Source organism: Achromobacter sp. MFA1 R4, from assembly GCF_900156745.1.
Classification (GTDB): Bacteria; Pseudomonadota; Gammaproteobacteria; order Burkholderiales; family Burkholderiaceae_B; genus Achromobacter.
On the sequence record NZ_LT707065.1, the window covers coordinates 1804031 to 1828215 of the forward strand.

Here is a 24185-nt window from a genome sequence, read left to right on the forward strand (position 1 = left end):
ATGACGCCGAGTCCGTGACGCTCAGTCCTTGTTGCAGCGCCGTCTGGGTAAGCCGGTAGAAGTCGATATGACGCGGCAACTGCAGCCAGAGGTGCAGCCCATTCGGGTCGGCCTGAATGTTGCCCGGAAGGATCGACGCCGCAATAGCTTGTCGATGCCGCAGCTCACTTTTGACCTGGGCGCCCCACAACCAAGGAACAAACAGAGGCCAAGCGAGCCTTAATATCGTCGTCTCGCGACACGTCGATAGAGAAGAGCTCCAAACGATCCCGGCTGGATTTGATTGCATAGTCGGCGATCAAGCCCTCGTCGCTCCCGGACTGCGCATGATGCGGATAGAGCAGGGTCAACTTGTCGCATTGGTAGACGCGACTATAGGCCATCATCTGATACACATCCGTCTGCGACACCCCCCGCTTCGGATCGTCTATCCCCGGGACGATTCGCTTCCACTTGGTATCGATCACCTGCAACACGGCATCGCCACGCTTAATCAAAATGTCTGGCCGCGTCTGAAAGAGCTGTTGTCTATCTGCAGTCTCAAGACAATAAAGCCGGCCGCCTTGGGTGACGACATGCAGATCGGTATCGATCAACGCTCGCCTAAGAGTGCGCGCGACATACTCTTCAAACAAGGCACTCATCTCAAACAACAGCGAGAAACCGTCGATGCCGCCTGCCGATGTGGTTTGGAAGCGCTCACCCAATAGCAGGCGTGCGAGATTAAGCAACTCGCGCCAGCGTGCGTTGGTGCGATCCAAAACCACATCGTTCCATCGCAGCGCGGAGCGTGGCACGGCGGCAATGTCCGCATAGGCGAATGCGAGTTCACTCAACCGCCGCTGATTGTCAGTCGTGCGTGCGCTACGCGAGAGCCGCGTGACCGCCGCCTTCATGATGCGGTTGAGTGCGATATCGTGAGTCAGCGCGTCATAGCTACAAGCCAGCCGAGACGGCTCGATAGCAAGCGCCGTAAACTGGCGCTTCACGTCCAGCCGTCCACGCAATGCAGGCAGATCGTCGGCCCGTTCGACGTAGCGACGCGGCATGCCCTGACGCAGGGCATCAGCCAGCTTCTCCGAGAACAGGCGAATCAGGATCTCGAGCATCGTCTCACGTTGCCAGTCAAGCGCCGTGACTTGCCCTGCATCAATTTTTAGATTGAGCGCGACGCCTAGCATATGGACAAGCCGACGGCGGATGCTTCCGGTAGCCCGATCCCCATCCTCGCCAGGAATATCAATCTTGGGCAGGATTTCCAGCACGCTGCCTGGAGCGGCGATCACTCCGACGACGCCACGCGCGTGAAGCGCTTTGCGGCCGTGCTCAAGGATTCCACCGCCCTCTCTACCGGCCAACGGCGATGCCGCCGCGACCGCAGCGATCCGGTCTGCGGCGTGCGCCGGGATCTCGTCCGCCGCGTCGCCGTAGCGAATCGTCTCCCACTCCAGTATCGTACGGTGGATCACTGCGAGGTGAAACCGTTATAGGAAAAAGTGTCGCGTACGCTCCAACGATAGCGAGGGGCTGAATCCTCGCCATTGCCCAACCCCTTGGGAGCTTTCAGTCGCCGACGCTCAATAAAGCTGCCCTTATGTTCGCCGTCTCGATCATCGCCATCACCCAGCACAGCGGCTACCTTTCCCCAATCTTCGTAGAAATACTCAGCCAGCAACGGGATCACCTTATGCCGCATGACCTCGTCTATGTCGCGCCGTGTTTCGCAGCGAATGAAATAAGCGTGGCCGATCTGATGTTCACGGTCGAATAGATACTCGATCCGCTCATTAATTGTGGCGAGAAGCGCGGCGAGATCGATGCCGCTTACCGTCCCAAGCAGCGAAACATCCGGCATCAACTCCCGGAACTCGAACCTGCGCCGGAGCGCAGTGTCGAGCAATGCAATCGACCGGTCTGCGGTGTTCATGGTGCCGATGAAGTGAAGATTGGCCGGGACGCCGAAGCGCGCGTTGCTATAAGGCAAGGTAAGCCGCATGCCCTCGTCCATGCCGACGCGCTTGTCGGGCTCGATCAGGGTGATAAGCTCGCCGAACACCCTGGAGATATTGGCGCGGTTGATCTCGTCGATGATGAGGACGTGCTCCTCGGCGCTGGCCTCGGCTGCCTCTGCCATCTGCCGTAGTACGCCAGGTTGCGCCTTCAGGGTAAAGCCTACGCCATCGGTGAGCGGGTGCGGTCGTAAACCCTCCACGAAATCCTCGTACGCGTAGTTCTGATGGAAGGTGACGAAGCCAATCTGACCTTGGCCCTTCAACTCCTCATAGGCCTGCCGCAACTCCTGACGCCGTGCGGCATCATGCAACAGCGGATCACTGTCCGGAAGCCCTCGGCACAGCCGTACCGCCTCGGCCATGGTGCGGTATGTCTTGCCCGTGCCAGGGGGCCCATACAGGATAAGGTTCTGCGGCGAGCGCTTCACCGGATCCAGCGGAGGTGGTTCGTCTGAGGGAAGCCCACCCCAGTTAGCCAAGTTCTGTAGGAACCAGGCATGATCCTGATTTTCGCCATGGAATGCAAAGCGGATCAGGCGCTGCGCCATCTGGTTGGTGTTATGAACTTCCCAGATCGTGGGCTGATATGTGTAGTGATACCACTCTCGAGGGACAAGAACGGGCTCCCAGTCAACCGACACCCGCTCACCGTCCCCTTCATTTGCCCTGACTGTGCCGACCGCTTTAATGGACATAACGGATACCGAGCGGCCGCGGTTGTCGAACGGCAGGCCGTTCTTGCGAACGTATGTTGCCTTGATCGCGATGGGATCGCCGGGCTGCATCCGCAGCACCTGCTCTCGGTGCCGATCGCTGGGGCTATCGATTTCCCAGATCCCCTCGGCGATGAAGCGATCGAACTGATCGTTAGTCCGGCCGTAAGATGCGCCAACGAACCAATAAGGACCGTCATGTAGGATTCCGGTCGTAGGTTCCTCGACAAATCGTGCCTCTTCCTCATGCTCCCGCTTGTCATCCAGCGCCGCCCAGACGAAGCCCTGCACGTCAAATAGATCGACGGGATTCCACCCGAGTTCACCATCGAACAAGGCGAACAGCGCGCGCACGATCTGCAGGAATTCATCAACATCGGAGGGTGTGAAATCGTTGTGGTCAAACAATTTCCGGCCGAACAGGCGCTTCCCCATCGCCTCGATACGGCTGATATCGAACCAGCACGCGGCTTCTGGATGCACGGTTCCGACGATGCTGACCGCTATCGCCAGAACTTCCGCCCGATGAAGTCCGGGGAGGCCGCCGTCCTTCAACTGCTCGAGAGTTTTCGCACCCTCTGTGATAGTGGCAAGTGGATCGTCTTCATTCCGTGCAATCTGGGCAATCGCTTCATAAAAGCGATCCCGTGGTTCCGACTGGGCCATTTCGACCTCGTTCAGAACTCGCTGCGACAAAGGCAGACCTTCGCCATCGACACAGAGCGCACGATAGATCTGCTCGCCAGCGCTGCGGTCATCCGCAGGCGATGCGGTAATTGCCTGGACTTGCTGAATCGCACGGTCTTTTGGACGACGCTCGTTGGCCCAATAGTCACCGTTCTGCTGACGAAAATCTTTAAACCCCGACATACGCGAAAGGAAGGTTTCGCGCAGTTCCTTGAAGGCTTTCCAGTCAATGACCACGAAGCCGAGAGCATCCAGCGCAGTTTTGCACTGGCCGCCTCCCGGTAGCTCTTCGCTGCCGATATGGCCCAACGCATCACGCACAATCGCCTTGCTCGGATAGCGCTTTCCCCGATGCAACAGCCAAAACTTCATTGGATTTCCCAGACCCTCGTGGCTAGCGATGAAGTCCGTGACCGACTTCGCCGCATCGCACCGATCGATCGCCTGAAGGATGTCTTGCGGCGTCAGGCCGAACGTGCCGACACCGCGAGGGAGGGCCTCTGTATCGAGAAAGCGCCGGTAGAAATTAAGCGTCGCCCGGAAATGCGCAAGGCCATCATATAGATTGCCGTCAATCTCAAAACGCGACGGGTTTGGCCGACCAGCCCGCTCATCCGCTTTCGAGTACTGCATCGTTTCTCGAATTGCCGCCAGCGTTAAACCGTCTGGCAAGTTATCGAGATCGCCATATGCCCTTTCGATGCGCCGCACGTCCGTCATTTGCGTGTTAACCGTCGTCTTCGAATAGCCCTCGGCTTGCATCCACGCTTTGAATTCGTTCTCTTTCATGTATTCCTTGAGTCGCCTGCTTTCTGGGGAAGCTTTTTTCACGTATACATTCAAACCGCCGAAAGCCGCGATATCTTAGCGCGTTAGCGGAACTATCGGAGATCGCACAGTGCCACTTGAGATATTCGATGTAACCGCATTGTTGGCATTCAAGCGGATGGAAACGAAAGAGTTCAGTGACTTAATACCGTGTATAAGTTTTGGAAAATCGAGCAGCATATAAATCAGGCCAGCTCGCGGTTTGGCGATAATGTTTGAGGACGCTTATCAACTCCTGGTCCGACCCGCATGCGATAAATATGGGTGCGCCATTAAACAAACTGGCTGCTACGTCTGCCCGACAACCACCGCAACCAGAGCAGTGGTCTGCGCTTCCTGTATCTGCGCAATGCTCGAGGCTTCGGCAGACGCCTGCCTCCAACGATGAATACCGGGAAGTGCTCAACGCACGCCTCACCAGCAATGGTGTCGAGCGTCAGGTCCCATCCGGTTCGCGCCGAGGGCGCTCAAAGCCGATCAAGCAACTGCGCCGCAGCTCGCTCAGACATAACCAGCACCAGCTTCATCGCGGCACGCGTCGCGCCGACGAACAGGCGCCTTACCTCCTCGTCGCCCAGCGTTTCAAAATCGATCTCTGCCACCACTACCGCGGGCGCAGACTGTCCCTTGAACCGGTGCACGGTGTCCGCCATGATTTCGCCCTGTGAATAACCCGGCCGACCTTCTGCGTCGTAAGTGCCCTGGAACTTTCTTAAAACGTAGGGGCCCAACTGATCATACGAAAGTACGCGGGAGCTAGCCCTGCCCCGATAGGTGAGCAACGCAATGTCCGTGGCGGCAAATCCCTCGGACAGACACGCTTGCACGCCCTCCTTCACCTTCCCGATCAAGTCCGCGGTGCTCTCATACACAAGGAACTCCACGTCATGCCCCGCGACGGGGGACGCAGAAACCACGCTTATCTCGTCCGGCACTATTGCCTGAAGCAACTGGACGACCGAACGCGGACTTCGGAAATTCCTGTCCGCACGCAGGCGGGTCCATCCGGGAAGCGTTACGGTCGTATGGCGATAGAGCTTCTGCATCGGGTCTTCAAGCCAGATGATGCGGGCGTCTTCCCGGGCATGCCGGCGTATCAAGTCGAACCATTCAGCCTTGATATCCTGCCCTTCGTCCACGATGACTGTATCGAAAAGCAGCTCCGGCGGGACTGGTAGATCAGCGCACGCCTGGACGAGCTGGTCAAAGGCCGTTGCCGAATTGAAGTTCGGCACCGCGCCAGACTGCCGCAGCATCCGTTCGCACAGCATGTGAAACGTGCATGCCATCCCCCCCGATGGCGCGATCATGGCGATGTGATCGGCCAGCGGCCGGTTGAAGCAGAGATAGAGGGGCCTGAGGCCGGATTCGATCGTCCCGCGATACTCAGCCAATGCCAACTGCGTCTTCCCGGAACCCGCCGTCCCCGTCACATGCAGACGAAACGGCGTCATGTCGAGCTGTCGCGCCCAATAGGCCAAGCCGCTGGAAACACGCGTGACAAGGGCCTTCGCCTGACCGGCCAAGACGCTGGCATCGGTTTCCAGCTGAATCACATCACAAAGAAACCGGTCCACTTTCACAAACAGCGGACCCGCGTCGCCCGCAGGCAGAATCTCCTGGATCACGGAACACAATGCATCGCGGCGACGCGCATCCACGATACGCTCCGGTATCACCCCCGCAGTTTGGGGCGAGTTGCAGACATAGTCCGGGCAAAAAAGCAGGTGCTCGATCCTGACATACTCGCCATCGAGGGTGCGCGTCAGCTTGTGGCGCATGCTGTTCACGGTGCGCGCCATCTGCACCGGCACCGACTTCAACCTGCCGCTGTAGTTCTTGGCCAACCCGTTGGGCGTTTCCTCGAGCTCGCCGCATTTCTGCTCGATCAGCATCATGTGGCCTGCGCGGTTAACCACAACGAAATCGACTTCGCCGTGGATCGCGTGCGCACCGTCGATATTCGTCCAATGCACGGCGTGATAGACCGTGTAATCGTCCGCCAACCCTTGCGCCAGGACCGCGAGTGTCTCAACTTCCCGGCGCATAGCGCCGATGGCGCCCATGTCTTGCCAACCGTCCGGCACGATACGCGCCATTTCGCCGACCTCCTCGACTGTGAACTTGATGGGCTATTCCGTCGCTACTTCAGATCGCATCCGTCCTCCGCGAGGATTTATTTCTCTCAAAACCTTCTCCTTGCTGAAAGTCGGGAACGGGGACGGAACCGACGCTCGATGCATTGCGGCGCGTTCAATAATCTGACGCGCATATATACGCCAGGAGCATCAATCCAACAGGCGTTTCAATCGACTCGACAACGACGCAAGCGCCGAGGGCTCACGGAGTTTTAATTCCTTCGATCCGCAGCGTGGACAGCGTGTCGCAATGTCATGCCCGGCTATCAACGCATCGCCAGCCGGAGCGAACGTCCTCGACCAATTGCATTGGGGGCAGACCTGGGTGAACGGTTTGGGACGGACGGGCATGCTCGGGATCCAAAAATAGGGGAAACGTCGACACAAACGTCTTCGGCTCAAACGCCAGCGTCTTCCACCGTGTCCCTCTTCACCGCGTCGATATACCTACCGAGGATTGCGGTGCTGGCTACACCTGCCACGAAAGCGATGGCAAAGGCAACAAGGTGCTCCATGGGGGATGCGGTGTTGTTAAACATTTGGGCTCCGAAAAGAGGGAAATCCTGAGTCCTGCGACTTCAGGCTTGAATGCAGGTTAGAACCCACTCGGGACAAATCATGTCTCGAGTGCGCCGCGCTTATGGCTTTTCCGCGTACATGGCCGCAAGCGCGCGCGCTTCTGCCGCCATCTCGTCGCGCAGTTCCGCCGGCCCCAGCACCTCGACGTTGGGCCCGAACGCCCGCAGCCACCAGCGCAAGCGCTTGCTGAGGAGGACGGTGCCCCTTATATTCAGGCCCGTTCCCGCAGGCCACGCCACCTGGTCGTCCGATAGCGGCGATTCGAGCAGATGGTTGCCAGCACCATTAAGAAAATGCAGTTCGACAGGAATGGGGCCTTCGACCATGAAGTCGAACTGCCGTTGTTCCTTCACAAAATCGGCAAGGCTGAATTCGGGGGGATAGGAGAACACCTCGGGCAGCATGTTTGCGCTGACGAGCCTGTCCAGCCGGTAAACGGCGGGCTTTTCATAAGCAGCCATTGCGGCAACGAGATAGACTAGGCCGCCAACTTCCACCAGGCCCAAGGGATTCAGAATCCTCGCAGTTTCCTGATTCGCCCTCGAACGGACGCGATACACGACATCCAGCTTCTGCTCGTAGAACAGGGCTCGGGTAACGACGGAGAACAAAGTGGAATCGATGGACGGATGTTGCAGAGCAAATCCGCCGCTTTCCACTTCAACCTTGTCGACCCATTTACGATATCGGCGCTCGCTGTCATTGTGCGAGACGCCCAGGCGCTTTTCGGCGGTGTCGAACAATGAAGACAGCGACTCCGCAACCAGCGAGGGAATCTGCCGCGACGAAAACCGCTTCAAGGTCTGGAGCGCGAGCGCCTGCTCGTGCGTCATGAGGCTGGCCGACCTGGCGGCCACGCCACCTGCGCCGGCCCGTTTGCGCCAGACGAGTGCCGTGCCCCGCTTCTCTGATTCCACCAACTGCTCGTCCTGCAGCCTCTGCAGCGTGCGCTGTACTGTCTTCACGACTGGGGGATGGGGTAGGGACTGGCACAGCTCCCGGTGCACTTCGGGGGTGCTCATGAAGCGACCGCCTTTCTCGGCGTCCTTCAAAACATGAAAAATTTTGGCGACCAGCGGGGGCATATTGAACATCACTCGCTTCGTTTACGCGTTAACGGCATGAATTTGGGATGCCTAAATGGACAAAACCGATCGAGCGCCGGCTATTCAAATCCCAACAGCGCCTCGACGCGCATTGCGCCGTCCAGCGTCGGGAGCGAGGCGGCCAAGGTATGCAGATCCTGCAAGCCAGCCTCGCCAATCGTGCGCCGCAATTGCTTCTCTGACGCGCCCGCCACAGCAAGCGCGGCCGGCGGCATCAGCGATGCTGAGAGCGCGTTGCGCAATACTGTCGAATACTGCAACGAGGTCTGGTCGGTGCCGGCCACGGCCAGAAGAATGCGATGGGCGAACTTTCGCGTCTCGCGCCAGACATGCAGCGTCTTGTAGCCATCCTCCATACGTCCACTCCAGGAGTGACTACCCGCGCACCAAGCTTTGCATTGCCGCCCTTGGCGCATGGCCTCCAGCGGGCCAGGGTGTTCCAAATCAACTGTCCGGAGGGCGACGCGAGTCGCCGACCGGTACCCTCGGATGCCATCACCGACATTGCTCGTTCGAGCGGCATGGTCGGCATCCTCTACAGTTGATAATCGGTAAGCCCTGTGGCGTCCTTCAATGATCTTTCACTCCGCCATCGCAACTCGCGCAGGCTGAGGCATCAGCCCATTCAACTTAGTTTTAACGCTCTGGAGCTTGGCTTGGCTCGTGTTGATGAAAGTCGAGCGCTCTTCCACGGATTCAATGATCTTCTCGAACGCTTTAAGCTGCGGGGCAAAGAAGTCAAGCAGCTTCTCGTCGTCGCCGATGATGTCGTAGATGTCTTTGAAGGCGCTCTTGATCAGCTCACCGATTGACTCCTTGGCGCTCTTCAATTCCTGTTCCAGCTCGTGAGCCTTGTATGCGCTCAGGAGGTCCGACGTAAGAGTGAAGGCTGCGCCTGCAGGTCCTGCCCATTTGGAAATGGCTCCGGCGATCTTGGTCGCCTGCCAGGGCTTGAACTTGATCGCTACACCCGTCACCGCGCTGAGCGCATCGCGAGCGGCAAATACCGCACCTTTGATGATGTCGGGGTTCAGGTTGGCTATCCCCTTGGCGGCCCCGCTCATCGATTTCAGTGCTGTTCCGCCCAAAGCATCGAGAAAGCTCTCGCTAGAGTTCAGCTGGCGACCGATATCCTGGGAGATGCGACTGGTGACTTTGGATGACTGATCGAATGACCGATCGATCGCGGTCTTAATCCTGAGGTTCAGCTTGAAACCTACTCCCTCCTCAGCGTATCCGAGCTCGTCCTCAAGGAATTCACGTATGTTCTCCAGGGAAAGGGGACGCAGTTTTCCCAGCAAGCCCCTCTCAAGGTTTTGCAGTTCCTCGAACAGTTCACCGGCCAATCGTTTGACTTCGCGGCGGCCTTTTGCAATGTCCTGGCCGATGCGTGCGGATTCCTCGGCATTCTGCGCGGCAAACGCTTCGAGTTGCTCCAGTTGCTCCTCCGCGCATAAAACATGTTGGCCAACGACGTCGCGCACTACATCCAGGCCAGTCTTGGCAATCAACACTGCGGGCACGTTGTGTCGAAGCACCCGAGCTGTCGCGACCTTCAGATCGTTGATCCGTGAACGGCTTTCATACTGTTCTGGCCTGCCGAACCAAAACTCCAGGCCGCGACCATTCGGGTTGGAGGCCACGCAAACGATATTCAATTGGGACACTTCCTCCGCGTCGAGATTTGCCGTGCGTTGCAGCTTGGCCTTGAGGTTGTCCTTCTTGATTGTTGCCTGGGCATCAAACAGCACTTGTTCGGAAAGATCCGTTACCTCGTCCATTTTGTTGATCACAAAAACGGTAGAGGAGAGCTTGTTCAGGTCTCGAAGGACCCACTTGACAATGTCGGCGTGACTTTCCTTGAGAGGATTTGTGGCATCCACCACATACAGAATCAGATGTGCTTCGGAAATATAGCGTTTGGTCAAGTCTTCATACATCACCTGCGCGCCGTCGACTTCTTTCTCCTTATCACCGAACAGACCGGGAGTGTCGACGATCTCGCACTTCTCGGGCAACCCCTCAGGGGAATAGATTGCCAAGCGATCTGAGGACTCATCCATGTCGATGTTCATGTCCGACATGACCTTGCCAAGCCAAGCCGCGATGACGCTGGTTTTGCCGTCGGAGAATGCGCCCAGCAAGGCTATGCGCAAAACGTCGGATTCGACCGCCTGCACTGCCGAATCGATCTTTTGCAGCCCGACGCCGACGTCCGCGCCCATCTCACCCAGTTCATTGAGTACTGCACGCAGTTGCTCCAGCCGCTGCAGGGCCGTTTGCTTGTCAACATTAAACTGCTTGAATGGTTCCATAAGGCATCTTCTCCAACTGTTCTTTGGTACGGTCCATTTGCGCCATCTGCTGTTTGATGATCGTCAAGGGGCGCTCGAGTGATTCGTTGAGTTGCTGCACGCGAGAGAGGACGGCTTCGTCAATCTGGTTCCGCACAGGGACGAACAGCGTCTTTAGCTCCTCCTGCAGCGCTTTACGGGTTTCGGCCCAGGCGTCGTCAATCTTCTCCTGCACTTGTCCTTGTGCCTTCCGAATGCGCTTTTCTTTGCCGGTAAGAAAACTCAGCACGTTGACCAGAACGCCCACTAAAACGCCTACAGCAGCGCCAATCAGGTTGCCGATCACGGGAAACGCTGAACCAATACCGGCCCCCGCTAAGGCGTAGGATCCGATGTTGAAAGCCATCCAACCATAGTCTCCGAGTTCTAGGCCCAAGCCCAATTCCGGAGTCTTGTAACGAATGCTCGGGATTTCCGCATCGCGAAGCAGTTGTTCGAACTCGACGCGCGCAACGTCCTCCAACAGCCGTCGCATTGCCTGCTGCAGATCCTGATGCAGATCGGCGAGGTACGTTTCAAACTGCGCCTGCAAATCGTCTTTGACCGACTCGTGGCGGGTCCTGAACGCGCTATTGATCTCGCGGGCTATCGTGTCGTTATCGCCGAAGAATCTCTCGACAATCTCGTCGGCATCTTCCTTAAGGCTGTTGAAGAACTTGTCCCAAAGGTTTTTCCGCCCGGCAACAATCAGTCGCTCGAAACGTTCTCGAGCCTCTTTGATCGCTTCGTGGCACTTCTCGAATTCCGGCTTGGTCCTCGCGACAAACGCTTCGTGCGTTGTGTGCAGCGCTTGCAACGTTTCAAGATTCTCCGACAGCAGTTCGCGCACCTTGGTCTTGTTGCTCTCGATCATGTCCTCACGAAAGGTCGAAAGCTTTTCGTGCAGCACATTGGCGACAGACTTGATTTGGCTGAAGTCGTACATCGCCTTTTGTGAGGCGAAGTGCTTCTGGTAATTGCGCTGTTGGATGACCAGATCTCTATCACGGGATGGATCAATCGTGGTGCGCCCGGTTTGCGGATCGCATGCGAGGGCTGAGAACGCTAGCAATCCCTGCACGCAATGACCGGGTTGCATGACCTTGCTGCCCAATACCGCGTGCAGTACTTCCTCTGTCTGCTGCAAGGCGTTGGTAACGCCGCCGTGGCCCGTCAGCGTCTCGCGGTCTTCCTCGAACTCGTAGGCATCGGCATTGCCACGCACGTTGATCAAGGGACAGACGCGTGTGCCCAGGCGAAGGTAGCCGCGGATTTTCTGCGCGGTCGCCTTTTCCGGCTTTTTATTGGTGCCATTCACATAGAAGACCAAGTGCGCCTTGGCCACCGCTTCGCGGACCATGTGAGCGTACTTGCTTTCGTCGCCCTCGATACCAGGCACATCGATCAGCTGAAAGCGTTTACCTTTGTAGTTCAGGGGATAGAGCGTATTTCCCTTGGTGAAGTCGGCTTCGCCAGTACCGATGATCAGGCCATCTACCCGGTGTACTTGACTCTTCTTGCGTTCATAGGCAAGCAGCTTCTCGAGCAGTATTGTGAGTTGGCGATTGAGCAATGCCTCGAGTGCGGGGGATCGCGTATCAATGCGCTGGAGGGCTGGCGCACAAATGGAAGCAACCGTTGAGGACGTCGAGGTGGTCGCACCGAACAGCTCATCAAATTCGAAGCGGTCCAATTCAGCCTCCTACCAAATTCAGCAGAACCGCTCCCGCCGTGGCGCCGATTAGGATCCCACCGGCGCCGACTAGAAACAGACGCACCCTGCCACGAGATACCGCGTGCGCTTGCACGATTTGCAGGCGTTTCGAGGCTTCATTCTGCTCCGCGTCAAGACGCGCACGAGCTTCATCATCGGCAAGCCTGACCCTGGCATCAGCTTCAGCCTGAGCGATTGCATTTCGCTCCTGGGCTTCGCGCTGAACTATTTGTGCCAATCGGTTGGCGCTTTGACTGATGGTGGCCAGTTCATTCGTGTATTCGCTGTACAGGGCGTGCAAGCCTTCGCGAACGCAATCGAGGTGGGCAGTTAAGGCTTGCGAGAACTGTTCCAGATCATCGGCGTGCTGCTGCAGGAGTGCTTGGCGAGATTCCTCCTTGAACAGGATGCGTAGAGAGTCGATGATTGTGCTCTTGCCCGCGTTGGTCTCGCCGAAAAACGCCAGCGTGAACGTGTCCCACTCAGCATGCGCTTTCAACTGGTGCAGCTCGCTATCGAAGCGGGCCTGGATTTCACGAAGCTTGTGGATAATATTGCCAATTTCGCGCTTGCCGTCTTTATGTTCGACATTAAGCGAGAGAATGTCTGCAGTGGCACTGCCGATACTGTCTGATACGTGGACATACAGCCGGTTGAAGTCTTCCGGAGCGTTCATATCGCGTCTTTTTGAGGAAATGCATTTAGGCGGCGGCCTATTAGGGGCCTGCAGCTGAAGTTGGCAGAGCCAATATGCGCAAAATATTCACAGCGCGACCTAGCGGCTGGCGACAAACAACGCAGCGCCAGATGAAGCCGTAAATCGACGGCGTGTTTGCAGGCTTAACTGTAACAGTTAGTATATCAGGCATATTGATGCCTGTAAGGAGATGGTTCGCGGAAAGCATCTTCCGAATGCGCAGGTGGAATCCACAAGCGCCATGCGGCAATCCACCACATTCGGAATATCGAGCACGAAGACCCCGGCTGACCCCGTAACTGTTAGTAAAGATCCGACAATCGTGTCTACCAAACTGAAGTTGCGAAATAAAGTCCGTCAACGTCCGAACATGATTTCCGAAACTCGGCAGCCCCGCCCCAGCCGTCCTGCAGTATGAAGACATCGTTGACTGACCGAAGCCAAGCGCTTAAACCGACCTCCCCGGTAACTCACACCACGTGCGACACCCGCCTGGCAAGATCGCCCTTGAGCAACTCCGCCAACCGGGTCAGCCCCTGCGTCAGCCGATCTCGATCCATGGCGCCCCCCAATGACACACGCAGCGCCAAGGGGCTGAACGACCCCGTGGAAAACGACGCCGAGTCCGTGACGCTCAACCCTTGTTGCAGCGCCGTCTGGGTAAGCCGGTAGAAGTCGATATGACGCGGCAACTGCAGCCAGAGGTGCAGCCCATTCGGGTCAGCCTGCATATCGCCCGGAAGGATCGACGCCGCAATGGCTTGTCGATGCCGCAGCTCACTTTTGACCTGTGCCAGCCATTGAACGGCAGCGCCCGACGCGATCCACGTCGTCGCCATCTCAGTCATCCAGGGCGTGGGCATCTGCGCCAGCGAACGCAGGGCATCGAGCACGGGACTTAAGGGCTCACCGGCAGGCACGACCAGGTAGGCGGTTCGAAGTCCTGGCGCGATGCATTTGGATAGCGTCGACACGTAGTAGACCGGCGTCGACGACGTATGGGCAGCCAAAGAGAACATCGTGCTTGGCGCACGCTCGGCCAACAGCCAGTAAGGATCGTCTTCAATGACGGGCAGCGCGTACTTCTCCGCCACACGCAGCAACGCCATTCGTCGCTCGGTGGAGAGCGTCAGCGCAGTCGGGTTCTGAATCGTCGGATTCAAATACAGCAGCGCGGGACGATGTTGTTCGCACACGCGGTCAAGGTCGACAGGATCCATGCCGAATTCATCCGACTTCACCCCTACGGCCGAGCGTTGGAGCAAGCGGGCCGCAGCCAAAAAGCCTGGGTAAGTCAACGCATCGCAAGCAATGGCATCGCCGGACTGGCTTTTGGCCAGAAGCAGTGCCGCAATAGCGGTTTGCGCGCCGGGGCACACCACGATCCGCTCAGTGTCCAGGCTGCCCGTCATCGGCTGCAGCCATTTCGCGGCGGCTGCGCGATGCCGATGGGCCCCTGCGCCCACGTGATAGCTCATCAGATCCATCGAGCTTGCCGCAGCCTGCGTGGCGCTGCTGCCTTGCGCAAGCATGTGCGCAAACGCCGCACTGCCGAGCAAGGGCGGGATGTTCATTCCCAGATCGATCGTCCCGCCTGTTTCCAACCCCGAATAGGCAACATAGGTCCCCCCCGCCCCCTGCGCTTCCAGAATCCCTTTCTGGCGCACTTCCGTGTACGCACGCGTGACCGTCGTCAGATCAACGCCCAATGTCTGAGCCAGTTCACGCTGCGGGGGCAGGCGGTCGCCCGGCCGAAGCACACCGTCCTCGACCGCGGTAACGATCTGCGTGGCGATCTGCTGGTAACGCGCGCCTGCGCCTGCGGTAAGCGGTCGCACCCAAGACATGTTTGCTTTTTTCAGGCGAGGGGAGAGAGACATGTCTTAGCGAGAGGTATGGGGGTTGGGCCGCTTCTAGAGGGATGAAAATCCATACAAAGCTAACCATTCAACTGTTTGTATGGATTTTGTCGGTAAAATTCGGAAATCTTGTATGGAGTATAACGCTCGCTCTGGCCGAGCCAGCCCTCCCGGCTACCGTTCGATTGTCTTTGCCTGGCCCATGCGTCGTACACGAAGCTGCCGAGCAGCGTTTTGAGGAAATGATGAATTTTTGGATCCCTGTAGTCCTCGGTACGTTCAAGGTCCTCGTCCTGGGCACGTTCATGTTTCTCGCCATCAAGTCCCACTACGATGGGGCAAAGAAAGAGAAAGAGAAGAAAAAGGAGATGGAAGGACGGTAATGCGAACCTCGTTGCTGTTGGCTATATGCGCCCAGCACGCAATTGGTGTTTGGGGAACAGAAAAAAAGTCCCGGCAAAGCCGGGACATGCGCACAATCAATCAGTCTGCGAAGTCGGTGGCCTCGGACGATCCCCGCCAGGTTCCGATATCCGTTGCGACGGCGCTCGCCTTTGCCGCCGCAAGCTCATTGGCGATCTTGCCCGCGAACAGGTGCAGCGGAGGTGATGCAACGGTCGCGGCCTGGATGATGAGCAGGGCAAGCTTATCCGGGTCGCCCGCCTGATGACCATGCAGCGTATCAAGATGCAGATCCAGCGAAGCCTTGGCCTCCGCGTAGTCGTCGATCTGCCGCTTGGCCACCGCGAGGGCACCGTTCGACAGGAAATCCGTGCGGACAGGACCTGGATACACGACCGTCGCACGGATCCCCAATTCCGCAACTTCCGCGGCAAGTGATTCCGTCAGACCAGACAGCGCAAACTTGCTCGCGACGTAGCTGCCCCAGCCCGCATACCCGCCCTGATAGCCAACGATGGACGAGATGTTGATGATGTGCCCACTGCGCTGGCGACGAAGCTGCGGCAATGCATGACGCAGCACAGCCATTGGCGCGAAGAAGTTGACCTCGAAATTACTGCGAAGCTCGTCGTCCGACAAGGCTTCGACGGTACCTTGCTGCGCGTAGCCGGCATTGTTCACGACGACATCGACCACGCCGAACCATTGCACGGTCTGCTCAATCGCCTCCTGCACGCTGCGATCATTGGTCAGATCGACCTCCAAAGGCAGGAAGCGGTCGGACTTCCCGCCGAATACCTTTGTCAGCGAAGCGGCCGTGCGCGAAGTTGCCGCGACCCGATGCCCTTGCTCCAGCAAATGTTTAACGAGCTTCTGACCGACGCCCTTGGATGCGCCAGTGATGAACCATGTACGGGATGCCTGTTTCATGATGAGAATTCCTTTGATCAATAAAAATACGTTCTGAACTGCTCGTCTTCAGGGCAGGGCCACGCTCATGCCACCGTCTGCCATGACCACTGCACCGACGATGAAGCTCGCTCTGTCCGATGCGAGAAAGGCGATGACCTCCGCAATTTCCTTTGGTTGCGCTGCACGGCGTATCGGTGCCTTCTTGCCATGCTCGGCGAGGAACGCCTGTCCATCGGCGTGGATGTGGTTAGTGATGTTGGTGATGACATCGCCCGAGCCCACCGCATTGACACGAATTCCGTGTTCGATGGCCTCCAGCGAGAGCGCACGCGTCAATTGCGCCAACGCGCCCTTCGAGGCCGCATACGCTGCAATGAGCGGGAAAGCCTGATAGCAGGCGTAGGACCCCACGTTGACGATGGCGCCTGTCTTTGCGGGCACCATGGCGCGCATGGCTTCTCTCGAGAAAAGGAAGGCGCCTGTGGCATTGACGGCCTGGATACCGTTCCAATCCTCCAGCGACATATCTACCAGCGGCTTGTTGATGATGACCGCTGCGTTGTTGACCAGGATGTCGAGCTTGCCAAACCGTTCGATTGCTGTGGCAACGGCCCGCACGGCACTTTCCTCTCGCGCCACATCGGCGACGAGGGGAACGATTCCGGGTCGCGCCAGCCCTTCCACATTACGACTGCGCCCGACGGCAATCACATTCGCACCTTCGGCGTGGAGTAGTTCCGTCGTTGCCAGGCCAATTCCACTCGCTGCGCCGGTGACGATGGCAACCTTGCCTGCGAAGGCGCCGCCTGCTGTATTGCGTGTATCCATGATGTTCTCCTGATGGGTTAAGTACGAATTGCTTGATCGTCAAGGCGGGGTCAGAACGGGCTGGCGGTGGGCCGTACGACAATCTCGCTGACGTCGACCTCAGCAGGCTGCTCCACTGCGTATGCAATGGCCCTGGCGATGGCGTCGGGCGTAATGGCGATGCGACGGAACGCCTGCATGGCACTACGCGCCGTGTCGTCAGAGATCGAGTCCGCCAGTTCAGACTCCACGACGCCAGGGCAGATCACCGTCACGCGGATCTTGTCGGTTTCCTGACGCAGCCCATCGGAGATGGCACGCACAGCGAACTTGGTGGCGCAGTAGACGGCGGCAGTCGGGGACACGGAGAGGCCGCCAATCGAGGAAATGTTGATGATCTGCCCCAGCCCCTGCGCTTCCATCGTCGGCAGCACGGCGGCAATGCCATGCAGGACCCCGCGAATATTCACGTCGATCATCCGGTTCCACTCGCCGACCTTCAGGGCGTTGAGCGGAGACAGCGGCATCACGCCTGCGTTATTGACCAGCACGTCGATGCGACCAAACGCATCCAGTGCGAACCGTGCGAATGCAGCCACGTCTTCGGCGGAGGTCACATCAAGTTCGCGGTAACGGACGATGCCTCCGGACGCTTCAATCGATGCCGACAACTCGGCAAGCCTGTCCGTTCGGCGTGCGCCGATCACAAGACGGTGTCCTTGCGCTGCGAGCAAGCGCGCGGCACCCTCGCCGATGCCACTGCTTGCGCCGGTGATCAGAATGACTTTCGATTCGTTGGTTACGTTTGCCATATTGCATACTCCTATCGTCGGTATTTTTCTGGCCGCTGAGACCCCCGCTGGCGGAGGAATGCATGGCCGTTGCACTTCGGCCTTTTATTGAGCGAAATTGTTCATCAGCCGATGAGTGAATGATAAGAATGACCTGCTTGTCGGCGAATACACGGACCGATGCCGTTATTGCCTATTCCTATCGTCGCGGCTAGCCTAGCGTGGAGGACGCGGCTAGAATGGCGCCTGTAGAGAAACCACAGGAGACTCCGGTGTCGAAGGACCGCCCCCCTGCTTCGATCAAGATGGTCCGCCTGATCGAAAAGCTGGCGCCCAGCGAGGGCTACACGCAGTCAACGCTAGACAGCGTTCGCCTGATGCGTTCGGACCGGCCCCTTGGGCGAACACCGGTGCTGTACGAGCCGAGCATCGTGATCGTGTGTCAGGGCCGCAAGCTGGGCTTTTTGGGCAATGACGTCTATGTCTACGACGCAAACCACTATCTGGTGCTGTCCGTGCCGCTGCCGTTTTCTACAGAAACCCAGGCCTCGCCAGAAGAACCGATGCTCGCGGTTTCTATCCGGCTGGACCTTGTCGAGCTCAGCGAGCTGATCACACGGATCGGTGCGAATGGGTACCTGCCCGACGAGCCCCCAAACGGCATGGTTTCTACGCGGCTAGACGAGCAATTGACCGATGCAACAGTCAGGCTGCTGGAAGCACTGACCGTGCCAATGGATGCTCAGATTCTCGGACCGAGCCTTGTATGGGAAATCTGCTACCGCGTGTTGACGGGCGCGCAGGGTGGCGCAATGCGTGCTGCCCTGTCGCACCACGGACGCTTCGGCCGCATCGCGAAAGCACTGAAGCGCATCCACAGTGACTTTGCTGCGCCACTGAACGTGACGCTCCTGGCTGAAGAAGCCCGCATGAGCGTGCCCGCGTTTCACGCCAACTTCCGCGCGGTGACCCAGACGTCGCCAATCCAGTACATCAAGTCCACTCGCCTTCACCAGGCGCGCCTGATGATGATTCGCGACGGCGCCACTGCGGCGGCGGCGGCAGGACGCGTCGGTTACGAAAGCACTTCACAGTTCAGCCGCGAATTCAAGCGGCTTTTTGGGCGAACGCCAATTGAGGAGGCACGCGACATGCGCGAGTCTTTCACCCTTTCGCCGGCAGTTCGCTTTGGTACCTAGGCGCCTTCTACTGAGCCACGTCCACGACGATCTTGCCTCTCACGTGGCCACGCTTGCTGTGGTCGAGCGCCAGGCCAACGTCCGACAGTGCAAACACCGCATCGATATGGGTGCGCAACCCGCCCGACGCATGCAGCATGGCCAGCTTCTCAAGCTGCGCCCCGTCGCTACGCGCGGCGAAGCGCCTGCCGATAGCCTGCGCTGATTTGGCGCGGGCCGCATCAGGGCTCGCGACGGTGGAGACCAGCGTGCCACCCGGCCTTAGCACCGACCATGACTTCTCCTGGGTTTCGCCGCCGATCAGGTCCACCACCAGGTCCAGCGCCGCGACACGATGGGTGAAATCTTCCGTGCGGTAGTCAATGAAGGCATCGGCGCCCAGATCTTTCACATATTCGCGATTTGGGGCCGAGCCGGTCCCGATCACGTGGGCACCGGCCAGCTTGGCAAGCTGTACGGCAGCACTGCCTACGCCGCCTGCCGCACCGTGGATCAAAACGGATTGGCCGGCTTGCAGGCCCCCGTGCTCGTGGAGCGCCTGCCATGCCGTCAACGACGCTGCGGGAACCGCGGCAGCCTCTGCAAAACGAAGGGATGCGGGCTTGCGTACCAACCGGGTTGCATCCACGACTGCGCGCGTGGCAAAGGCGCCGACAATGCCGATGAATCCCATGACCTCGTCACCCGGCTTCAGTGTCTCGACGTTGCGCCCCACGGCGATGACAGTTCCTGCTGCGTCCACCCCCGGCGTGAACGGTAACGGCAGTGGAATGAACCTCTGCATGGCGCCGCTGACGATTTTCCAGTCGATGGGGTTAACCGATGCCGCGGCAACGTCGATCAATACTTCAGTGTCGCCGGGTACGGGATCGTCCACCACGGCCAATGTCATGTTTTGCGGGCTGCCGTAGGCGGTCACTTGGATGGCTTTCATCAGATGCTCCGGGAAGAGACGCCCACAACGGGGGCATCGAGGGCAAGGGCTGCCTGAACAGGGTCGAAATACTCTCGAAGATGCACGATGCGGCCGTCCTTGGCGGTCAGAAAGACGACGTACTCCTGACGATAGGGGCGGCCAGTCGCGGTTATCAGGCCTTCGCCACGGACCCGCGCGATTGCATGCTGGGGGTCCTCGGTCGCTGTCACGATGGTGTCGAAGAAACGGAAGTTCCTGACCGCTCCCGCGAACCAGTTCGCGTGCCGCAGTACGGATTTGCGACCTTCGAGTTTCATCGGATGTCCGAGGCTTGGGGCGTAAGGCAAATCCCAAACGATGTTCTCGGCAATCAGCCCCTGCCATTTCTGCGGCTCGTCCACCAGCCATTCAAGGTGGTTCTTTAAAAGCGTTGTCGCGCTGCTCATAATGTCTTCCCCTGTGATAGGTCAAGCGGCCGCGCGCTGGGCCAGCAAGCGGCGATTGTCAAGGCTGAAGGTCCCCGGGCCAAATGCGATAACTTGGAACAGGCCACCGGCCATCGCCAGGTTCTTCAGGAAATGGAACATCTGATCCTGGTTGGCGAGCTGGTGGTGAAAGATGAGCGCGGTCACGATGGCGTAGACAGCCAGCAAAAGAGCGACCCAGCGCGTTTTGTAGCCAATAGCCAGAAGCATGGCGCCCGCCAGTTCCAGCACCAATGCGCCCATCATTCCGAGTGCTGGGGCAGGGAGACCCAGCGATCCGATATAGGCCATCGTTGCATGCGGGGCCATTAGCTTGCCCACGCCGCTAATGAAGAAAATTGCTGCGATGAGTGCGCGACCCATGGCGGCGATCGGAGCGTTTGCGTTCAGCGAAGCGTTCAGGTTTGAGTTCATTGTGATCATCCTTAAAAGAGTGTGGATGACCGAAGATTAGAGACTTGACACGTATCTAAGAAGCCTATATTTCTAGATGCAATCCATCTACTCCATGAATGCATGCTCGACGCCCTTTCGCTGGATCAGCTTCGCACCTTCATTGCCGCCGCAGACGAGGGCAGTTTTTCCGCCGCCGGACGGAAACTGCGTCGAGCGCAGTCCGTGGTCAGCCATACGCTGGCGAACCTGGAGAGTCAGATTGGCGTAAAGCTCTTCGATCGCGCCGGACGATATCCCCGGCTGACGGACGAAGGGGCGGCGTTGCTTGCGCAGGCGCGGCTGGTGGTGGGTGGCATGGATGGGTTCAAAGCCAAGGCACGCGCGATATCGGATGGACTAGAGCCCGAACTGTCGGTTGTGGTTGACGTGATGTATCCGATGGCCTCGCTGACCGACGCAGTCGGTGCGTTTCGAAACGAGTTTCCGCACACCCCATTGCGGCTGTATGTCGAGGCGCTCGGTGCCGTCCTGCAGCCTGTGATGGCGCACGCATGCCGGCTTGGCATTAGCGGCTCGATGCCCTCGGTCCCGGAAATTCTCGATGCAGAGAAGCTGCTAGACGTGCCAATGATTACAGTCGCCGCACCGTCCCACCCCTTGGCGTCAAACAAAGGGATCATCCGGCCTGCGGACCTTGAAAAACACGTCCAATTGGTGCTGACAGACCGCACGACCCTCACAGAAGGCAAAACTTTCGGCGTCTTCTCGCCCCAGATATGGCGTCTCGCCGATCTGGGCGCGAAACATGCGTTCTTGCGCGCCGGCTTTGGCTGGGGCCATATGCCGGTGGCGATGGTTCAAGATGACCTGGATGCCGGGAAGCTGGTCCCCCTGGCGCTTGAGGCTTTCCTGCCGCATACACCGCCCATCGCGATGTTCGCCGTCTTTCGGAAAGACACACCGCCCGGTCCTGCTGGCCGCTGGTTCCTCGAGCGGCTCAGAAATGCGACAGCCAACTAGCTAGCGCAGCGCGATGGCCTTTGCCGGTTAGATGCCCCGCAGGATTGGTTGGAAGGCATACGGAAACAGACTCCAGCCCATTCACTTCTCGGATAGGTGCAGACCGGGAGAGCCATTCGCGGCAACCAACATCCGCCTTCGCCGCCATCACGCCTCAAGAACACAGCGCGAGAGACTGCGCATCGCATCGATGGCGTGATCGGTGGATTCACCCATCTGCGCGTGCACGATCGCGCCGTCAATGGCGACCGTAAGAGGGCCGCCCAAGGTATGGCCAGTGCTCTCGAAAATCTCGTCCAGGCATCGCGCGACGTCGTTCTTGTGATCGCGCACGATCTTCAATATCTCGGGATGCGTGGAGCCGAACTCGGCCGCGGCATTCAAGAACGCGCACCCGCGGAATTCCTCGCTGTCGAACCATTCGCGCAGCGTGAGCGCCAGCGCGTCGATCTGCGAGGCGCCGGCGGCCAAGTTGGACGCAAGACTCTCTCGAAACCACCGCATCCAGCGTTCGTGGCGGAACTCCAGATAAGCCATCACCAGCACTTCCTTGCTGGGATAGTGCCGATAGAACGTCACCTTGGTGACAGCGGCGGCTTCGATGATCTTGTCGACCCCGGTGGCGCGGATGCCCTGACCGTAAAACAAGGCATGGGCCGCATGCAGGATGCGTTCACGAGGCGAGAGCGTGTCGACGGGGGGAGTGTTGCGTGTCATGGCGCATTGTAGACAGATCGGTCCACCCCTCGCAATTTGAAGTAGACAGATCGTTCCACCTCGATTAATCTGCGCATGTAGACAGATCGTTCTACTTTCTTTTGCCCAGGAGCAATCATGGAAACTCGCCCCCCGCTGCCGCCGTTCACCAAGGAAACCGCCATTCAGAAGGTTCGGCTCGCCGAAGATGGCTGGAACACGCGCGACGCCGCGAAAGTCGCGCTGGCCTATACGCTGGATACCAAATGGCGCAATCGCGCCGAGTTCGCCAACAACCGTGCGGAAGCCCAGGCCTTCCTGGATCGGAAGTGGAAGAAGGAACTGGACTACCGGCTCATCAAGGAACTCTGGGCGCACGACGGCAACCGGATCGCCGTGCGTTACGCCTACGAGTGGCACGACGACGCGGGCAACTGGTTCCGTTCTTATGGCAACGAGAACTGGGAATTCCTGCCCGATGGACTGATGCATCGCCGCTACGCGTGCATCAATGACATGCCGATCAAGGAATCGGAGCGCAAATTTCATTGGCCTCTCGGCCGCCGGCCCGACGATCATCCGGGCTTGTCGGAACTTGGGCTCTGAAAGATCGCAAGCATGGGGATGCGGAAGGTCAGGCCTGTGTGGGCTTGGCCTTAGCTTGCTTCATCCGCTATCTGAAGAAGCCTATGATTGCGCAACGGTAAACCCACAGAGCGCGCAGCCATGCCACGTCCCGATCTCAATCTCCTGCTGGCGCTGGATGCGCTGCTCGACGAAGGCAGCGTCATCGGCGCTGCGCGCCGCATGCACCTGAGCGCGCCGGCGATGAGCCGCACCTTGAGCCGCATCCGGGAGGCATTGGGCGATCCGGTGTTTGTCCAGGTCGGCCGCAAACTCATACCTACACCCAAGGCTTTGGCACTGCGCGAACAGGTGCGGGTGGCGGTAGAACAGGCCTCGCAGGTGTTCGCTTCCGATGCCCGGATCGACCTGAAATCGCTGGATCGGCGCTTCAACGTCCGCGCCACCGATGAGTTCGTAAGTATCCATCTGGGCCATCTGCTGGATGCGATGGCGCGGGAGATGCCGCGGGCGATGCTGCGCTTTTCGCCGGAGGAAGACGACCTCGACGAAGAGGCGCTGCGCAGCGGCCGCATCGACCTGTTCATCAGCGCCTCGCGCAAGCTGGGGCCGGAGATTCGCGTGCAGTCCCTGTTCACCACGACGTTCGTGGGGGTCGCGCGCGCCAACCATCCGATCTTCGCCGAAGAAATAACGCCCGAACGCCTCACGCGCTGGGAGCACATCAATGTGTCGCGGCGCGGCAAGGCCGCCGGGCCCGTCGACGCCGCGCTGGAGGCGCAGGGGCTGCGCCGGCACGTCGCCCTGGTGCTGCCCAATCCGTACACGGCGCTGTTCGCATTGCAGGATTCGGATCTGCTGTTGCCCTTGCCCCGGCATCTGGCCAGCACCGCGCTGTCCGCGGGCCTGCGCATTCGCGTGTTCGACCTGCCCACCCCGCTGGAAACGGTGCTGCTGACCCAGGCCTGGCACCCGCGCATGGAGCGAGACCCGGCCCATCAATGGCTGCGGCAGACCATCCATACGCTCTGCAGCGAGAGCCAGGCGCAGGCGGCCAAGCGCGCCAAGCCGTAGCGGCACGCGCACGCCAATGCGTGCGTAATACGCAATTGTCCGAGTGCAATAAATGCACTTTTCGGAATGATTGCGCGTGCCTACAGTGATGCGTGTTGATCACTGCAGAAGGGCTGCACCGTGCATTCCGCGAACGTGCCTGCCGCGCATCCAGGCGTCTCTCCCCGGCCGTCCCGGTTTTGGGAAGGGTTGGCGCGTGGACTTCCTTATCTCGATCTGACGACGCCCCGCGCGAC

The 24185-nt window shown here is 58.9% G+C and carries 21 protein-coding genes; 4 read left to right on the plus strand and 17 right to left on the minus strand.

The annotated features are described in order from the left end of the window. Window positions 1–164: 164 nt before the first annotated feature. The 13 genes from BXA00_RS08085 to BXA00_RS08145 form a co-directional block, all read right to left on the minus strand. The gene (locus tag BXA00_RS08085) at window positions 165–1469 is read right to left on the minus strand and encodes an McrC family protein (protein WP_076517805.1); all 1305 of its coding nucleotides are present in this window, start codon (window positions 1467–1469) and stop codon (window positions 165–167) included. Then, a complete protein-coding gene (locus tag BXA00_RS29150) occupies window positions 1466–4243 on the minus strand; it encodes an McrB family protein (protein WP_197685570.1) in 2778 nt (925 codons plus the stop codon). The genes BXA00_RS08085 and BXA00_RS29150 overlap by 4 nt, the downstream gene beginning before the upstream one ends. Before the next feature lie 464 nt (window positions 4244–4707). Continuing rightward, window positions 4708–6339 carry an ATP-binding domain-containing protein gene (locus tag BXA00_RS08095; RefSeq protein ID WP_076517808.1) on the minus strand — a complete coding sequence of 544 codons (1632 nt, stop codon included), beginning with the start codon at window positions 6337–6339 and terminating at the stop codon, window positions 4708–4710. Window positions 6340–6776: 437 nt separating this feature from the next. After that, entirely contained in the window at window positions 6777–6917 is a 141-nt protein-coding gene (locus tag BXA00_RS29065; protein ID WP_172805862.1) for a hypothetical protein, read from the minus strand. Window positions 6918–7016: 99 nt separating this feature from the next. Then, a complete protein-coding gene (locus BXA00_RS08105) occupies window positions 7017–8051 on the minus strand; it encodes a YafY family protein (protein WP_231952231.1) in 1035 nt (344 codons plus the stop codon). Window positions 8052–8122: 71 nt separating this feature from the next. Beyond that, window positions 8123–8419, minus strand: a complete 297-nt coding sequence (locus tag BXA00_RS08110; RefSeq protein WP_076517812.1) for a hypothetical protein — start codon at window positions 8417–8419, stop codon at window positions 8123–8125. Window positions 8420–8644: 225 nt separating this feature from the next. After that, window positions 8645–10378, minus strand: a complete 1734-nt coding sequence (locus tag BXA00_RS08115; protein ID WP_076517814.1) for a LeoA/HP0731 family dynamin-like GTPase — start codon at window positions 10376–10378, stop codon at window positions 8645–8647. After that, the gene (locus tag BXA00_RS08120) at window positions 10356–12089 is read right to left on the minus strand and encodes a hypothetical protein (protein WP_076517816.1); all 1734 of its coding nucleotides are present in this window, start codon (window positions 12087–12089) and stop codon (window positions 10356–10358) included. Before BXA00_RS08120 ends, BXA00_RS08115 begins: the two co-directional genes overlap by 23 nt. Before the next feature lies 1 nt (window position 12090). Continuing rightward, on the minus strand, window positions 12091–12786 hold the full coding sequence (locus tag BXA00_RS08125) for a hypothetical protein (RefSeq protein WP_076517818.1): 696 nt from the start codon (window positions 12784–12786) through the stop codon (window positions 12091–12093). A 491-nt stretch (window positions 12787–13277) separates the two neighbouring features. Further along, complete coding sequence (locus tag BXA00_RS08130; protein WP_231952232.1) at window positions 13278–14687, minus strand: PLP-dependent aminotransferase family protein; 1410 nt, start codon at window positions 14685–14687, stop codon at window positions 13278–13280. A gap of 462 nt (window positions 14688–15149) precedes the next feature. Further along, a complete protein-coding gene (locus BXA00_RS08135) occupies window positions 15150–15998 on the minus strand; it encodes an SDR family oxidoreductase (RefSeq protein WP_076517820.1) in 849 nt (282 codons plus the stop codon). 48 nt (window positions 15999–16046) lie between these two features. Further along, entirely contained in the window at window positions 16047–16808 is a 762-nt protein-coding gene (locus BXA00_RS08140) for an SDR family NAD(P)-dependent oxidoreductase (RefSeq protein WP_076517822.1), read from the minus strand. 50 nt (window positions 16809–16858) lie between these two features. Beyond that, window positions 16859–17599 carry an SDR family oxidoreductase gene (locus BXA00_RS08145; RefSeq protein ID WP_076517824.1) on the minus strand — a complete coding sequence of 247 codons (741 nt, stop codon included), beginning with the start codon at window positions 17597–17599 and terminating at the stop codon, window positions 16859–16861. Between the two features lie 284 nt (window positions 17600–17883). On the opposite strand from BXA00_RS08145, the gene BXA00_RS08150 reads away from it, so the two are divergent. Then, on the plus strand, window positions 17884–18777 hold the full coding sequence (locus BXA00_RS08150) for an AraC family transcriptional regulator (protein ID WP_076521851.1): 894 nt from the start codon (window positions 17884–17886) through the stop codon (window positions 18775–18777). Window positions 18778–18784: 7 nt separating this feature from the next. Here the strand turns inward: BXA00_RS08150 and BXA00_RS08155 are convergent, their stop codons facing one another. From BXA00_RS08155 to BXA00_RS08165, 3 genes are read right to left on the minus strand one after another with little or no spacing between them, the layout of a single operon-like run. Then, on the minus strand, window positions 18785–19711 hold the full coding sequence (locus BXA00_RS08155; protein WP_076517826.1) for an NADP-dependent oxidoreductase: 927 nt from the start codon (window positions 19709–19711) through the stop codon (window positions 18785–18787). After that, complete coding sequence (locus BXA00_RS08160; protein WP_076517828.1) at window positions 19711–20139, minus strand: nuclear transport factor 2 family protein; 429 nt, start codon at window positions 20137–20139, stop codon at window positions 19711–19713. The genes BXA00_RS08155 and BXA00_RS08160 overlap by 1 nt, the downstream gene beginning before the upstream one ends. 21 nt (window positions 20140–20160) lie before the next feature. Further along, the gene (locus BXA00_RS08165; RefSeq protein ID WP_076517830.1) at window positions 20161–20592 is read right to left on the minus strand and encodes a DoxX family protein; all 432 of its coding nucleotides are present in this window, start codon (window positions 20590–20592) and stop codon (window positions 20161–20163) included. A gap of 102 nt (window positions 20593–20694) precedes the next feature. On the opposite strand from BXA00_RS08165, the gene BXA00_RS08170 reads away from it, so the two are divergent. Next, a complete protein-coding gene (locus BXA00_RS08170) occupies window positions 20695–21594 on the plus strand; it encodes a LysR family transcriptional regulator (RefSeq protein WP_076517832.1) in 900 nt (299 codons plus the stop codon). A 147-nt stretch (window positions 21595–21741) separates the two neighbouring features. Here BXA00_RS08170 and BXA00_RS08175 read toward each other — a convergent pair whose 3' ends face one another. Continuing rightward, window positions 21742–22311, minus strand: coding sequence for a TetR/AcrR family transcriptional regulator (locus tag BXA00_RS08175; protein ID WP_076517834.1), 570 nt, complete (start codon window positions 22309–22311; stop codon window positions 21742–21744). A 117-nt stretch (window positions 22312–22428) separates the two neighbouring features. Between BXA00_RS08175 and BXA00_RS08180 the strand changes: the two genes are divergently transcribed. Then, window positions 22429–22896, plus strand: a complete 468-nt coding sequence (locus tag BXA00_RS08180) for a nuclear transport factor 2 family protein (RefSeq protein WP_076517836.1) — start codon at window positions 22429–22431, stop codon at window positions 22894–22896. Window positions 22897–23016: 120 nt separating this feature from the next. Further along, the gene (locus tag BXA00_RS08185; RefSeq protein WP_076517838.1) at window positions 23017–23949 is read left to right on the plus strand and encodes a LysR family transcriptional regulator; all 933 of its coding nucleotides are present in this window, start codon (window positions 23017–23019) and stop codon (window positions 23947–23949) included. Window positions 23950–24185: the final 236 nt, after the last annotated feature.

Excerpts from the sequence above, each read along its gene's own strand:
- BXA00_RS08175 (WP_076517834.1), bottom strand. The coding sequence starts at position 22,311 with ATGACACGCAACACTCCCCCCGTCGACACGCTCTCGCCTCGTGAACGC.
- BXA00_RS08165 (WP_076517830.1), bottom strand. The coding sequence starts at position 20,592 with ATGAACTCAAACCTGAACGCTTCGCTGAACGCAAACGCTCCGATCGCC.
- BXA00_RS08140 (WP_076517822.1), bottom strand. The coding sequence starts at position 16,808 with ATGGATACACGCAATACAGCAGGCGGCGCCTTCGCAGGCAAGGTTGCC.
- BXA00_RS08135 (WP_076517820.1), bottom strand. The coding sequence starts at position 15,998 with ATGAAACAGGCATCCCGTACATGGTTCATCACTGGCGCATCCAAGGGC.
- BXA00_RS08105 (WP_231952231.1), bottom strand. The coding sequence starts at position 8,051 with ATGTTCAATATGCCCCCGCTGGTCGCCAAAATTTTTCATGTTTTGAAG.
- BXA00_RS08185 (WP_076517838.1), top strand. The coding sequence starts at position 23,017 with ATGCCACGTCCCGATCTCAATCTCCTGCTGGCGCTGGATGCGCTGCTC.
- BXA00_RS08125 (WP_076517818.1), bottom strand. The coding sequence starts at position 12,786 with ATGAACGCTCCGGAAGACTTCAACCGGCTGTATGTCCACGTATCAGAC.
- BXA00_RS08160 (WP_076517828.1), bottom strand. The coding sequence starts at position 20,139 with ATGAGCAGCGCGACAACGCTTTTAAAGAACCACCTTGAATGGCTGGTG.
- BXA00_RS08180 (WP_076517836.1), top strand. The coding sequence starts at position 22,429 with ATGGAAACTCGCCCCCCGCTGCCGCCGTTCACCAAGGAAACCGCCATT.
- BXA00_RS08155 (WP_076517826.1), bottom strand. The coding sequence starts at position 19,711 with ATGAAAGCCATCCAAGTGACCGCCTACGGCAGCCCGCAAAACATGACA.
- BXA00_RS08110 (WP_076517812.1), bottom strand. The coding sequence starts at position 8,419 with ATGGAGGATGGCTACAAGACGCTGCATGTCTGGCGCGAGACGCGAAAG.
- BXA00_RS08115 (WP_076517814.1), bottom strand. The coding sequence starts at position 10,378 with ATGGAACCATTCAAGCAGTTTAATGTTGACAAGCAAACGGCCCTGCAG.
- BXA00_RS08095 (WP_076517808.1), bottom strand. The coding sequence starts at position 6,339 with ATGGCGCGTATCGTGCCGGACGGTTGGCAAGACATGGGCGCCATCGGC.
- BXA00_RS08150 (WP_076521851.1), top strand. The coding sequence starts at position 17,884 with ATGGTCCGCCTGATCGAAAAGCTGGCGCCCAGCGAGGGCTACACGCAG.
- BXA00_RS08170 (WP_076517832.1), top strand. The coding sequence starts at position 20,695 with ATGCTCGACGCCCTTTCGCTGGATCAGCTTCGCACCTTCATTGCCGCC.
- BXA00_RS08145 (WP_076517824.1), bottom strand. The coding sequence starts at position 17,599 with ATGGCAAACGTAACCAACGAATCGAAAGTCATTCTGATCACCGGCGCA.
- BXA00_RS08130 (WP_231952232.1), bottom strand. The coding sequence starts at position 14,687 with ATGTCTCTCTCCCCTCGCCTGAAAAAAGCAAACATGTCTTGGGTGCGA.
- BXA00_RS29065 (WP_172805862.1), bottom strand. The coding sequence starts at position 6,917 with ATGTTTAACAACACCGCATCCCCCATGGAGCACCTTGTTGCCTTTGCC.